The organism is bacterium (genome assembly GCA_039961635.1).
Classification (GTDB): Bacteria; 4484-113; 4484-113; order JAGGVC01; family JAGGVC01; genus JABRWB01.
The window spans coordinates 1-12,245 of sequence record JABRWB010000030.1; the positions used below are offsets into that span (position 1 = coordinate 1).

General features: G+C 56.4%; 15 protein-coding genes and 1 tRNA gene. 3 read left to right on the forward strand and 13 right to left on the reverse strand.

Annotated features, from left to right (window positions below; all coding sequences use genetic code 11):
• Nucleotides 1-89: 89 nt before the first annotated feature.
• A complete protein-coding gene (locus HRF49_04495) occupies nucleotides 90-2,204 on the forward strand; it encodes a carboxypeptidase regulatory-like domain-containing protein (GenBank protein ID MEP0813905.1) in 2,115 nt (704 codons plus the stop codon).
• Between the two features lie 123 nt (nucleotides 2,205-2,327).
• On the opposite strand, the gene HRF49_04500 is transcribed toward HRF49_04495, so the two are convergent.
• Nucleotides 2,328-2,403: transfer RNA gene (locus HRF49_04500), tRNA-Pro, on the reverse strand.
• A 131-nt stretch (nucleotides 2,404-2,534) separates the two neighbouring features.
• Between HRF49_04500 and HRF49_04505 the strand changes: the two genes are divergently transcribed.
• Nucleotides 2,535-2,948, forward strand: coding sequence for an STAS domain-containing protein (locus HRF49_04505; GenBank protein ID MEP0813906.1), 414 nt, complete (start codon nucleotides 2,535-2,537; stop codon nucleotides 2,946-2,948).
• An 8-nt stretch (nucleotides 2,949-2,956) separates the two neighbouring features.
• Nucleotides 2,957-4,162, forward strand: a complete 1,206-nt coding sequence (locus HRF49_04510; GenBank protein ID MEP0813907.1) for an ABC transporter permease — start codon at nucleotides 2,957-2,959, stop codon at nucleotides 4,160-4,162.
• Here HRF49_04510 and HRF49_04515 read toward each other — a convergent pair whose 3' ends face one another.
• The 12 genes from HRF49_04515 to HRF49_04570 all read right to left on the reverse strand — a co-directional run bounded on the left by HRF49_04515 (nucleotide 4,163) and on the right by HRF49_04570 (nucleotide 12,140).
• Nucleotides 4,163-5,305, reverse strand: coding sequence for a saccharopine dehydrogenase NADP-binding domain-containing protein (locus HRF49_04515; protein MEP0813908.1), 1,143 nt, complete (start codon nucleotides 5,303-5,305; stop codon nucleotides 4,163-4,165).
• Between the two features lie 88 nt (nucleotides 5,306-5,393).
• Nucleotides 5,394-6,161, reverse strand: a complete 768-nt coding sequence (gene arsM / locus HRF49_04520; protein MEP0813909.1) for an arsenite methyltransferase — start codon at nucleotides 6,159-6,161, stop codon at nucleotides 5,394-5,396.
• Between the two features lie 18 nt (nucleotides 6,162-6,179).
• Nucleotides 6,180-7,274 carry an ACR3 family arsenite efflux transporter gene (arsB, locus tag HRF49_04525; GenBank protein MEP0813910.1) on the reverse strand — a complete coding sequence of 365 codons (1,095 nt, stop codon included), beginning with the start codon at nucleotides 7,272-7,274 and terminating at the stop codon, nucleotides 6,180-6,182.
• Nucleotides 7,271-7,717: an arsenate reductase ArsC gene (locus tag HRF49_04530; protein MEP0813911.1), complete on the reverse strand. Its 447-nt coding sequence runs from the start codon at nucleotides 7,715-7,717 to the stop codon at nucleotides 7,271-7,273. Before HRF49_04530 ends, arsB begins: the two co-directional genes overlap by 4 nt.
• Nucleotides 7,714-8,082 (reverse strand): winged helix-turn-helix transcriptional regulator, encoded by a 369-nt coding sequence (locus tag HRF49_04535; protein MEP0813912.1) that lies wholly within the window; start codon nucleotides 8,080-8,082, stop codon nucleotides 7,714-7,716. Before HRF49_04535 ends, HRF49_04530 begins: the two co-directional genes overlap by 4 nt.
• 50 nt (nucleotides 8,083-8,132) lie before the next feature.
• On the reverse strand, nucleotides 8,133-8,846 hold the full coding sequence (locus HRF49_04540; GenBank protein MEP0813913.1) for a sulfite exporter TauE/SafE family protein: 714 nt from the start codon (nucleotides 8,844-8,846) through the stop codon (nucleotides 8,133-8,135).
• A gap of 3 nt (nucleotides 8,847-8,849) precedes the next feature.
• On the reverse strand, nucleotides 8,850-9,383 hold the full coding sequence (locus tag HRF49_04545; protein MEP0813914.1) for a thioredoxin family protein: 534 nt from the start codon (nucleotides 9,381-9,383) through the stop codon (nucleotides 8,850-8,852).
• Complete coding sequence (locus HRF49_04550) at nucleotides 9,380-9,646, reverse strand: TM0996/MTH895 family glutaredoxin-like protein (protein ID MEP0813915.1); 267 nt, start codon at nucleotides 9,644-9,646, stop codon at nucleotides 9,380-9,382. The genes HRF49_04545 and HRF49_04550 overlap by 4 nt, the downstream gene beginning before the upstream one ends.
• Before the next feature lie 45 nt (nucleotides 9,647-9,691).
• Nucleotides 9,692-9,985 (reverse strand): ferredoxin family protein, encoded by a 294-nt coding sequence (locus tag HRF49_04555; protein ID MEP0813916.1) that lies wholly within the window; start codon nucleotides 9,983-9,985, stop codon nucleotides 9,692-9,694.
• Nucleotides 9,986-9,994: 9 nt separating this feature from the next.
• Entirely contained in the window at nucleotides 9,995-10,405 is a 411-nt protein-coding gene (locus tag HRF49_04560; protein ID MEP0813917.1) for a hypothetical protein, read from the reverse strand.
• Nucleotides 10,395-10,937: a hypothetical protein gene (locus HRF49_04565; protein MEP0813918.1), complete on the reverse strand. Its 543-nt coding sequence runs from the start codon at nucleotides 10,935-10,937 to the stop codon at nucleotides 10,395-10,397. The genes HRF49_04560 and HRF49_04565 overlap by 11 nt, the downstream gene beginning before the upstream one ends.
• 18 nt (nucleotides 10,938-10,955) lie before the next feature.
• Entirely contained in the window at nucleotides 10,956-12,140 is a 1,185-nt protein-coding gene (locus HRF49_04570; GenBank protein MEP0813919.1) for a permease, read from the reverse strand.
• Nucleotides 12,141-12,245: the final 105 nt, after the last annotated feature.

A 12,245-nucleotide genomic window follows, 5' to 3' on the forward strand; every position in this document is an offset into this window, starting at 1 on the left:
GGAGGCGGAGGCGGCGGATCCGCGTAAATTCAATGATTTCACTGTTCCGGTCGGCTCCGGCCGCTCGAGTACGATGAAAGGGAGACTCGATGATGAAGATCAAATTGCAGATTAACTTGATGATCGCTGCGGCGATGGTCTTGACCGCCGCGTTTGTGTTCTCGTGCGCGCCGGGCAACGCTCCGGCGGGAATTCCCGGCAATCCGCCGCCCCAGGACAGCGGTCAGCAAGGCGGCGATCCGCGCGAGCCTGTTTATTACGCCCCAAGCGCAGTTGGACAGCTGCTGGACGGCCAGCAGTTCGATTCGATTCTCGTGGGATCGGCATTCAACAGCGAGTTCGTTTACGTGCTTTCAAAGGAAGCCGTGTATGCATTCAGCAAAACGACGAACTTTCAGAACCTGACAGGTGTTCCGAACGCGCCGGCGAAGGATATCAGCGTGCTACCGGAAAACTCCTATGCCGACATGCCGTTGAATTACTCAAAGCATGTGGCAGTTGCACATTCACCCGGCGAAGGAGGTGGCGATGAAACCGGATGCGTGATTGCACTGTACGGTCCGAATCTTGATCCGATTTCGACAAGGCTGGATGATGGACAGCCCGGATTCCGCAAATGGCTGGCCTTCCCCGCATACTTCGCCGTTGAGAACATAATTCCGAACCTTACTCAACCACCCGATCCAGGAGATAGTTGGGACATCGTCGATGTGGTGGGCTTGGACCTCACGCGAAACGGAAGCATATTGGCCAAAGTCCAAATGGCCTGGTTGGACGACAGCGAAGGTTTGAAAGGTGACGATGGTATTGCGGACGAAGTCGCGATATTCGACATTTCAAACGATGAGCAGCCTTTAAGACTGTTTTTCGTGGACGCATGGGACGATCCGCACGGGGAAAGACATCCCACCAACGTTCTCGTACCTTACTTCGATAACGCGACGATCTTCGCTCCTCCTGACGACGACGATGACATTCAGGATTACGGCCCTTATCATGACGGGCAAAACTACGCCATCGGCTTCGGCACGTCGCCCGCCATCGGAAAGGATCTCGATCCATTGAATTCGAATCCGGCCGATTATTTTGTTAACGAGTCAATTACCGTCCTCGACTTCGTCGGCGTTTCTACCTTCAGCGACGAGAAACTGCCGAGTATAGAATTCCCCAACTACGATTGGGATTACACGTATTCCACCAGATCTTCCGCGGTGGGGGAACGCGCCACGATAGACGACTACCGCGCAATCATCGGCCAGTCGTACGGCTCCGGGCCCGGAAGCTTCGCCCCGAATCCTCCAATAGTACCGGCGGGCTTACCGGGGGAAGGCGATCTAGAAGATCCCGACGTGGATGCGGGCGGACCGGCGGGAATGTTTTGGGATCCGGTTTTGCGCAGGCTTTATGTTTGCGATCCGGGCAACAGGCGCGTCCAAATATTCCAGCGCAACGACAACGACGGCTCCTACGCTTACTGGGGACAGATCGGTTCCGGCGCTCGCGGGCTGACCGGAAATGCCCTGGTTGCGCCGAAGAGTGTCGAGGTTGACCGGGACGGCACGGTTTACATTTGCGATGTTGACCGAATCAGAATATTCAACCGCGAAACCCCGCAGATCGGCTTCGGAAGCCTGGCGGGAACCGTCCGCAAGATGCCGGGCGGCTTTGCATTGCCGGACGCGACGATTACGGTCAGCGGCTCGCAAGGATTCGTGGCCCAGGTATCAACAGATATCAACGGCCAGTACAGAATTCCTAACCTCGCCACCGGTCGTTATTTCGTGACGGCGTCGCATCAATTCGGCAACCTGGAGGACGACTCGGCGACGATTACGATTCTTTACGACCAAGCTTCTGTTGCAAACTTCAACCTGTGGGATCGCGGTATCATTCAAGCGGTCAATGGGAACCTGGCCGGCACGGTATACGACGATGCGACGGGCAAACCGATAGAGGATGCAACAATTAGGCTGATCGACCAGACCGGAACCGAGTACAACAGAACGTTCACCACCAACTCGGTGGGCACTTTCTCGATTCCCGATCTTGCGGCCGGATTCTGGGATGACAACCAAGTATGGCATCCGACCACATGGCAGATTGTCGTTTCGAAGGAGTTCTATAACACCACAACGACGTTTGTCGAGCTTCTTCCCAGAAGCACCGTCAACATCGAGGTCAGGCTCAAGCCGCTTCTGGGCTAATCGCCTGACCGAAAAATCCGATTGCAAAAATCAAAGCCCCGCTTCGGCGGGGCTTTTTCTTGCGCGGGTATTACGCCAATCAGGGTCGAACGAACCGGAACGGGCTTTTTTGAAAAGCAGATATCGGGGCGGCGAGATTCGAACTCGCGATCTCAAGTCCCCCAGACTTGCGCTCTAGACCGGGCTGAGCCACGCCCCGATGGGACGCGAATTATACGGGATTTTGGTCAGCCGCGCAACGAAAACGGCCTCTTTAATCCGCGGCATCGGGCAGCCGGAACAACTTGCGAAAGCGTGGACAGCGGCCCAAATTGAAAAAGAATCCGTTTGATGATAACATTCCAGATGGGCTACGGCACCGGAAATCCTATGTTTAAAATCAAAACCGAGCAGTATGCGGGTTGGAAAATAGTCGCGCTTCACGGCGACCTTGACCAGGCCGGCATTGAAGTTTTCAAAAAGGGGATCGAAGAGCTTCTGGCCGAGCCGGGGAAGCAATATCTTTTCGACCTTACGAACCTCAAATTCATCAGCTCCGAAGGCCTCAACATCCTGCTTTGGTTCCGCTTCCAGCTCGAAAAGCAGGGCCCCGCGAAGGTAATTCTCACGAATGTATCCGGTTTCATCCAAAAAATCTTCAACATAACAAAAATCGACGCGCACTTCGACATACAGCCGGACCGCGAAATGTTTTTCGCAGGCCTTTCCGCCAACAACCAGGAATCGGCAAGGAAAGGTCAATAACCGCTGCGATGCGCCGCAAAGCACTCGCGGTTTCATTAAGCCAGTTCGCGACCCATCCCGTTCAGACGATTCTGTCGGTGATCGGAATCGCGATCGGAATCGCCAACATAATTACGCTGATCAGCCTTTCCGAGACTGCGAAACGCCAGACCGAGCGCATAATGAGCGATTTCGGGGCCAACACGCTTTTCGTCACTCCCTATTTCAACGCCGACGAGCCGCTTGCTAGTCAAGGCGCGGTCGCCGCGGCGTTCCTTCCCGCCGATTACGAAAATGCGATACGCGCACTTCCGGAAATCGAAAGCGTATGTCCCATTTCGGTATTTCCCTCGCACGTGGGATGGGGCTCGGTTCGCAAGTTCAGCACTTTGCTTGGAACGCGCGAGAACATGCGCGAAATCCGCAACTACGAAATGGTCGAAGGCGTTTTTCTTTCGAAAGCAAACATCGAAAACATGGATCTTGTTTGCGTGCTTGGATATTCCGCCCGCAGAAAAATATTCGGCGATTCGCAAGCAATAGGCGAATCGGTGGCCATAAAGGGCAGAAAATTCAAGGTGATCGGCTCGCTCGAGGAACGCGGTTTTTTCGGTTTCGAGGATTTGGACGACAGGATATACGTCCCGATAACCGTACTCTCCGAAATGTACCAATTCGACGGTGTGCACACTATTTTGGTGGAGAAAAAAGCCGACATTTCCGACGACGCGGCGATAGCCAAAATCGAGAAAGCGCTGCGCGCCGCGGGCGGCGGCTCCCAAGGCGACGACGACTTCAAGGTGTTCTCCATCAAAGATTTCAGCAGGCTTCGCGATAAAACGTTCGCAGTGTTTTCGGTAATCCTCATGGGCGTCGGGGCAATCGCTCTGGTCGTCGCAGGAATCGGCATAATGAACGTCATGCTGATGTCTGTAATCACAAGGACGCGCGAGATTGGGATTCGCAAGGCTGTGGGCGCGTCAAAGGCGGATGTATTCACGCAATTCCTCGCGGAGTCCGCAGTGACATGCATAATCGGATCGATTATCGGCATTGGTGCGGGGGTGGCCGCGATGGTCGGAATCACGCGTTGGGCGCACTGGACGCCTTACATCTCGACCGGCACGGTCGCTCTGGCCGTGCTTTTCAGCATTCTGACAGGAATCGTATTCGGCTTGCTGCCGGCGCTTCGCGCGGCATCCCTCGACCCCATCAACGCGCTTCGGTACGAATAGCTACAAGTCGATTCCGGAAAACTCCGGAGAAATCCCGCTTTCGCGCAGGAACCGCAAAATCGCCGCGAATATTTCCGCGTCCTTTCCCAGTTCTTCCGGAGGCACAATTCCGGCCGCTTTCAGTTTTCCTTCGGCGATGAGCAGCGCCGCCGCGACCGCTGGCAGCCCCGTCGTGCGAGCCATCGAGCTGTCGCCCGTGGACTTGTCCATACGCTCCAGCAGCCGCATTTCCGCGCACGCGCTAGTTTGGCCGCGAACGCCTTTAACGTTTACATGCATCGCTGTGAATTCCGGCTCGCCGGGGCGCAGCTTCCACTCGCGGGACAAAAGAGCAGAGGTAACTTCCAGGGGTATCGCCTTTCCGTTCGTTGTCTGCACAGGCTCGGCGCTGAAGAATCCTAGCTCGCACAAAAGCTTCATTTTGTCCGCGTGTCCCGGATAGCGCAGCGTTTTCTCGCGCATGTCGGGACAGTCCATCGTGCGCAGAAGCGTGCGTAGACCGTCGGTGTTGAAAGCCTCCAGCGTACCGACCCCCGGAAACTCGACGGTTTCGATTTCGGAAAGTGCGGGGCGCGTGACCGCTTTGCCGTTAACGCGCAGCCGCGCCGGCCGCTTGTATTCCTCGATTACGTCTGACGGCGAAAACGGCGCCTTGTATTCGGTTTTTCCGCTCCTGTCTTCAGGGAGGCCTCCGACCAGAATGCTTATCTCGTCACATCTGTCCATGGAAGCCGCGAATCTCGCAGCCGCCATACCGCCCAGTCCAGGCATCACCCCGCAGTCCACGACCGCGGTTACGCCGTGCTCTTTTGCCAAACTATCCAGCTCGAACGGATCTTCCGGAAAAAACGAGATGTCAACCGTATTTTTCCCGGCGCGAATGACTGTTTCGAGCGACTTGAAACCCAGCTTCCCCGGCAAAGCTCCGATAATCAAATCCGAATGGCTGGCAAGATTCGTGACTTCCCGCGCGTCCGACAGGTCGGCTCGCTTTATGGTAATTCCTTTTGTGTTCATAAGCCGCGCCAGCGGTTCGCCGTCCGCGTCCGCAGCGGTTACATGAAATCCTTGCTGCGCGAGCGTGCGGGCGATGAACCCGCCGACCATTCCGCAACCGAGAACAGCGATTTTGCCCTTCGACATCCGCACTCCGCCGGAACAAAATTAACAGATATCCGGTTGGGCGGATTATACATACATTTCGGGCGCGTGGTTATACGCTTTTGGCTTGTTACGAATGTTTGCGCGCCACTATCGTGACGCTTGACGCCGCGCCTTCGAGGCTTGCCGAAATGTCCTTCGTCAAAGGATCGTCGCAGGCGTTTTCAGCCGTGTAAAGCCTGTCGGAGGCGATTTCGATTTCACTCAAACCGGAGTCCTGAATCGCCTGCAGGTATTCTTCGCGCATAAGCGCGCCAGCGATGCAGGCGGCGTAAGCGTCAAGATCGGACGCGATGCTCATTGGAAGCGGGCGGTTGAGGACTATATCGGATACAACCATCTTGCCTCCCGGCTTGAGAACGCGGAATATCTCGCGGAACACTTGAGGTTTGTCGGGACTGAGATTAATGACGCAATTGGAAATAACCACGTCAACCGAGCCGTCCTCAACCGGAAGGCTCTCGATGTAAGCTTCGCGAAATTCCACATTTGACAATCCGGTTCTTGATTCGAGCTTTTTGGCGTTTTCGCGTGCAAGCTCCAACATTTCGGGAGTCATGTCCACTCCGATCGCGCGGCCGTCCGGCCCGGCTATTTCGGCCGCGATGAATACGTCTTTACCCGCGCCGCATCCGAGGTCGAGAACGACGTCGCCAGGCCGGATATGCCCGAAAGAAAGCGGATCGCCGCAGGACAATCCGAGGTCCGCCTCCGCCACCGGATTGGCCGATGCCTCCGGCGCGCCGGAGCAGCATGAGCCAGAAGGCCCGCAGCAGGAAGTCCTGCTGGTAGCTACCCTGGCATAAGCTTTTCTAACCGTTTTGCGGACATCCGCCATTTGCATCATCCTCGGTTATCAGGCCGTTTCCAGCCTGAAATATTTTCGTTGAAAATAAAGCGCGACATTTACAAGCGAAATCAACACTGGAACTTCCACAAGCGGGCCGATTACCGCCGCGAACGCCACTCCCGAGCCGATTCCATAAACCGCGACCGCGACCGCAATCGCAAGTTCGAAATTGTTCGATGCCGCCGTGAACGAAAGCGTCGCGGTTTTGGAATAATCCGCTCCGATGCGATGCCCGATGAAAAAGCTCACAAGAAACATCACGACGAAATAAATAAGCAGCGGAACCGCGATCCGCAGCACGTCCAGCGGAAGCTGGACGATGTACTCGCCCTTTAGCGAAAACATGACTACAATCGTGAACAGAAGCGCGATCAACGTTATCGGGCTGATTTTGGGAATAAACTTGCCGTGGTACCACTCTTTTCCCTTTGCGCGAACTAGCGCGAACCGCGTGAGCATCCCCGCGATGAACGGGATGCCGAGATAGATGAACACGCTCTGCGCGATCTGGCCTATCGAAATATCCACTATGCTTCCCTTCAGTCCGAACATCGGCGGCAGCACGGTGATGAAAATCCACGCGTAAACGCTGAAAAAGAGCACCTGGAACACGCTGTTGAACGCGACCAGTCCCGCGCAATATTCCGTATCTCCCTTTGCAAGCTCGTTCCACACGATGACCATCGCGATGCATCGAGCAAGGCCGATCATTATCAAACCGACCATATACTCCGGGTGGTTCGGTAGGAAGATAATCGCAAGGAAAAACATCAGTATCGGGCCGATGATCCAGTTCTGGACGAGCGAAACAAGAAGAATCTTCCAGTTGCGGAAGACGTCGCCCAGCTCTTCGTAACGAACTTTCGCGAGCGGCGGGTACATCATCAGAATCAGTCCAATCGCAATCGGAACATTCGTCGTCCCCGAATTGAACCGGTTGATGAATGATTCGACGCCGGGCACAAAGTAGCCCAGTCCCACTCCCGCTGTCATTGCTAGAAATATCCAGAGAGTAAGGTAACGATCGAGAAAAGAAAGTCTGCCGGCAATTCCGCGACCACAAACAGGCGCGACCGAAGCGCCAATTGACTCCGAACTCATTTTTGGTGCTCCTTCTCCTTCATTTCTTCTATCAAGTCCGGCAATCCTTGAACGAACCGCCGGATTTCTTCGCGCACGCGGCGATACACGTTCAACACTTCCTCTTCGCCGATTAGTCCGCGCGCAAGCATGGGCGGGTCTTCAAATCCTTTGTGATAAGTCATCGCCGCTCCGGGAATAATCGGACAAACTTCCCGAGCATGGTCGCAAACGGTAACGGCGATGTCGAAACTCTGGCCGTCGAATTCCGAAACGTGCTTGCTGCGCGCGTTCGATATATCCACTCCCGCTTCCTTCATCACGGCGACCGCGCGCGGATCCACACCGTCGGGCGCGACTCCGGCGGAAAACGCCTCGATGCTGTCGGCAAAGAGATAACGCGCCCAGCCTTCGGCCATCTGGCTGCGGCACGCGTTGCCCGTGCAAACGAAAAGAATCCTCATTTTTGCTTTACCCAAGTGCAGAGTTCCTCCGGGGGAGTTTTGAGCAGGTTTTTCAGCTTCGCCGCGTCTTTTTTGGCCTGCGCGGAGTCGCGCGCGGCGTCGCACGCCCATTCGAGCGCGCGGATCGCTTCCCGCGGCGCGGATTTTTTGTCAGCCAGCCGGTAGAAAACCCAGCGCCCGTCCTTGCGCGGCTCAATCAATCCGGCGCCGCGCAGAATCGAAATGTGCTTCGACACCGTGGACGGAGCGAGATCCAAAAGCTCCACCATCTGGCATACGCACAGCTCGCGCCCGGCAAGCGCAAGCACGATGCGCACACGTCCTTCGTCCGAAAGCGCAGCCGCGATTTTGGTCAGTTCCTTCATTGAGTCACACCCGCAATTCGATACTTCGCCAAGTGACGAATTATCTTAACCTAGTTTCCGAAAATCAGCCAAATCCCGGCCGCGGCGAAGACGGTGCCCGCGACGCGCTTAAGCCACAAATTCGCGGCCGCGAGCCGGCTGTCTCCGACAAGCCGGGAAGCAATTTCCATACTAAGTCCTGCGATTATCACCAAAACACAATGGCCGATGGAGTAGAACAAAAGCAAAACGAATCCGTAAAACGCCGTTCCCGCGCCTGACGCGTCCACCGCGCCGCCCGCGATAATCGCCAGAATCACCGCAAGCACCGGCGTCGCGCACGGCGCGCTGATGAATCCGAACGCGATTCCAAGCAAAAGCGCGCCCAGCCATCCGGCCGATGCGCGCTTTACGCGCTCGGGCAGCGGAATGTTGATTTCGAGCAAACCGAACAAATGCAGCGCGACCAGCAGGCAGATTATCGCCGCGGGCAGCTTCCATAAATCCCCCAAGGCGGTCGCAGCCCTTCCGATGCCGACCGCAGCCAGCCCGAAAAGCGTGAACGTGAAAGCAAGCCCCAATGTGAACAGAAGCACCGAGGCGATTCGCCTTCCGCGGCTTTCGCGCCCCGTTCCCTGCGCCGCGAGAAACGCGAGGAGCAGCGGAACCGACGCGATCACGCATGGATTCGCCGCGGTCAGCATCCCGCCCAAAAGCGCGGCGGCCGGCGCCCAGAGCGGCCGCGATTCGAGCGCGGAAGAGATGGATTGGACGAGCGATTCCAAAGACTAACCGCCTTTGGCGGAGCCGCCCGTTTGTCCGCCTTCATTTTTGCCGCTCGGACCGGTCAGGCGCGCGACGATTTCGTCCACGGTCAGCACGCCGACGTGCCGCCAGGTCTCGTTGCCTTGCGCGTCGAAAAAAATCTGCGTCGGTATTATCGAAATGCCGGCGAGCTTTGTTTGCTCCTGCTGTTCGTACACATTCACGAACATAATCGTAGCGGCGTCTCCGACCTTCGGCCTCGCTTCGGACATGTTTTTGTCCATTTCAATGCATGGAATGCAGTTGAGGCTTCCGAAATCGACCATCGCAGGTTTGCCCGCCGGCACTCCCAGCCTCGCCGCCAGCCCCCGATCTTCTCCCGCGAGATTAACCTGACCGGCGCGGTTTTCGGGCTGAGTTTCGGCGACCCCTCGCGCTGCGTCTCGGGGCTGCTCCGAGTCGCTTGGATGAACTTGCTTGGGCTGTTGCCTGAGACTCCATGCTCCCACCGCGAGCAAAATCACGCCAGCGACCCATATCAGAGATTTTGCTTTCACGCGCCGCTCCCGGTTTCGCTTTGTGAAAGCCGTGTAGTAATTATCGAGGTCAGCTCCGGCATAGTCGGAAGCTTTCCGGACAGGACCAGTTTCCCGTCGATCGCGAGCCCAGGAGTCATCATGACGCCCGCGGCAATGATCTTGTTTAAATCGGTAACTTTTGAAAAATCGGCTTCGACGCCGAGATTTCTCAATACCGACCTGGTTCTGTTTTCCAACTCGATGCACTTGGCGCATCCAGTACCGAATATCTCAACCTTCATGCAGACACCTCCGTTGGTTTTTTTGCGGCCTTGCGGCCGAAGATACTATTTAAATCCCGCGGCAACTTGTTTGACAAGTTCGGCAAGCAGCTCCTTCGTTGCGCCTTTGTCCGGAAACGAAATCGCTTCCAGCGGACAGAATCCGGCGCACTTGTCGCACATCACCACGCAGTTAAATGGATTCGACACGATCATTTTCGATCCGTCGCCTGCAAGCTCGTACACTCCGTTTGGACAGGTATCAAGGCACTCGCCGCAGCCGGCACAATGATCTTCGTCGATTTCGGGTTCCCAAGGGATTCGCTCTCTTGGAATGCCCATGTATGTTCCTGCCACTATTTCGACTCCTTAAATCGCGGGCTCCCCTGAGCGCGGTTTAACCGCTGCAAGGATTTTTTGAAATACGGACTCCGTATCTTCCTGCGCCATGCTCACTGGAATCCAGTTTGCTTCCGTCATCGGCACGCCTGCCTTTTCGAAGCCGTCCCTGAGCAGCTTTTCCTGTCGCTTCTCCGCGCAGGCCGGCGTTATGAAGGCGATATCCCGGTTGAGCAGCCGCCCCATCAGTCTCTCGCCGTCTTCTTCGCAAAGGCGCGGGTGCAATGCGATGAATTCGATTTCATTTCCGAGTTCCAATCTCGCTCGCTCCGACAATACCCAGAAGTCAATCCTCGCCATGCTCGGGCACGCGCCGCTGCTTGAGCAAATCAAAACCGCGGGTTTCCGGAAAGTTGCGTGTTCGACTGACTTATCTTCCATCTTGCGCTCCTTCTGATTTGGTCGGTCCGATCTGGACTGGATAGGCCGAATCGAGCCGCCTGAATCTTTGCTCCGAAACGTATTTCATCCTGCATCCCTGCTCGTCGAATCTGCAATGGCCGCAGGATAAACAGGCAAGCTCGCCTTTTACTCCCGGTCCGAGTGTGTCAAGACCGGGAATTATGCGCACTTGCGGCAACGAGTTTCTGAGGCAGAGCAAACCAGCGCCGCAAGAAAGAGCCAAAACCTGCAAATCCTTATTGGCAGGATCAAATCGCGGCGCGATTTTTTCCCTTACCGCCTTGGGGTCACAAAGCCCTTCTTCGAGAGCGTCAACAAGCTCCGGCAACCGCTTTACCCGCACTTTCGCGCCGGACAGCAATTCGCGCATTTCGGCTACCTGTACCGTGCCGCCCGTTTCGCTCGTCTTCGCGCACTTGTCGCACCCGAGCACAACCGTGCTTCGCGAAGGCGTCAGGCGCAGCAATTCCAAAATCTCCTGAAACTCCTTTTTCTTAGTTATTACGCTCATTTGATCACCCCCCGGGGGTTAAAACAACGCACCGAAAATCCATCCTGAAACCGTCGCAAGCGCGACAACCAGAACGACGAACGCAACGGTCTTTTTCGTTCCGATGAACGAATTGATCACGAGCATGCTTGGCAGACTGACCGCGGGGCCCGCCAGGAGCATCGCGAGCGCCGGTCCCTTGCCCATTCCGCTTCCGATGAGCCCCTGCAAAATCGGCACCTCGGTCAGCGTCGCGAAATACATGAACGCGCCCGCGATTGCGGCGAAAAGGTTCGCCGCGATTCCGTTTCCGCCCACCAGCGCGGATATCCATTCGGATGGAATCACGCCCTCGTTTCCCGGCCTTCCCAGGAAAAATCCGGCGGCGATTACGCCCAGAAACAGTAGCGGGAAGATCTGCTTGGCATACGACCAGCTTTCGCGCGTCCAGTCGGAAAGCTCATTGCGCTTGAACCAGAGCAGGATTGTTACCGCCAGAAGCAAAAGCGCCGCGCCCGAAAGCCACCACTTGACGGCGAACACCGCGGCGAAGAATCCAGCACCGGTCTTGGGATTGGCCCAGTTGGCGAAAACGAGGAACGCGACCATGGAAAACAGGTACAGCGCGTCCTGCCAAAGCTTGCGCCCGGCTTTGGAAGCGCCGCTATTTTCCGCCGCGGCGGCGGCCAGCCGCTCGCCGTCCGCCCCGTCCTTCCGGAACAGGAACGCCATCGCAAGGCCGATGACTATCGAAAAGATCACCGCGCCCGCTGCCCGCGCCGCGCCTATTTCCCAGCCCAGTATCCGCGCCGTGAGGATTATCGCGAGCACGTTGATCGCCGGGCCGCTGTACAGAAACGCAATAGCGGGACCGAGACCCGCGCCGCGCCTGTAAATGCTTGCGAACATCGGAAGTACCGTGCAGGAGCAGACCGCGAGAATCGTTCCCGAAACGGATGCCACTCCGTATGCCAGGATTTTGCTCGCGCCCGCGCCAAGGTAGCGCATAACCGCTTCCTTGCTTATGAAAACGCTGATCGCGCCCGCGATGAAAAACGCGGGGACGAGGCAAAGAAGCACGTGCTCGCGCGCGTACCATTTGGCCAATTCAAGCGCTTCCAGCACCGCGTTGTCGAACCGCGCCGCGCCGACGGGCAGGAAGTACGCGGCCAGGAACACCGCGATAACCGCCGCAAGCGCTTTCAGTTCGGCTCTGGTATCCAATTCATTCGCCTCTAACCGGCGAAGATATCGAGAACAATAAACTCACTTCGATACTTCGCCAAGTGACGAAGTATTGTAACTGGATTACTTGATTTCTGGCGCATG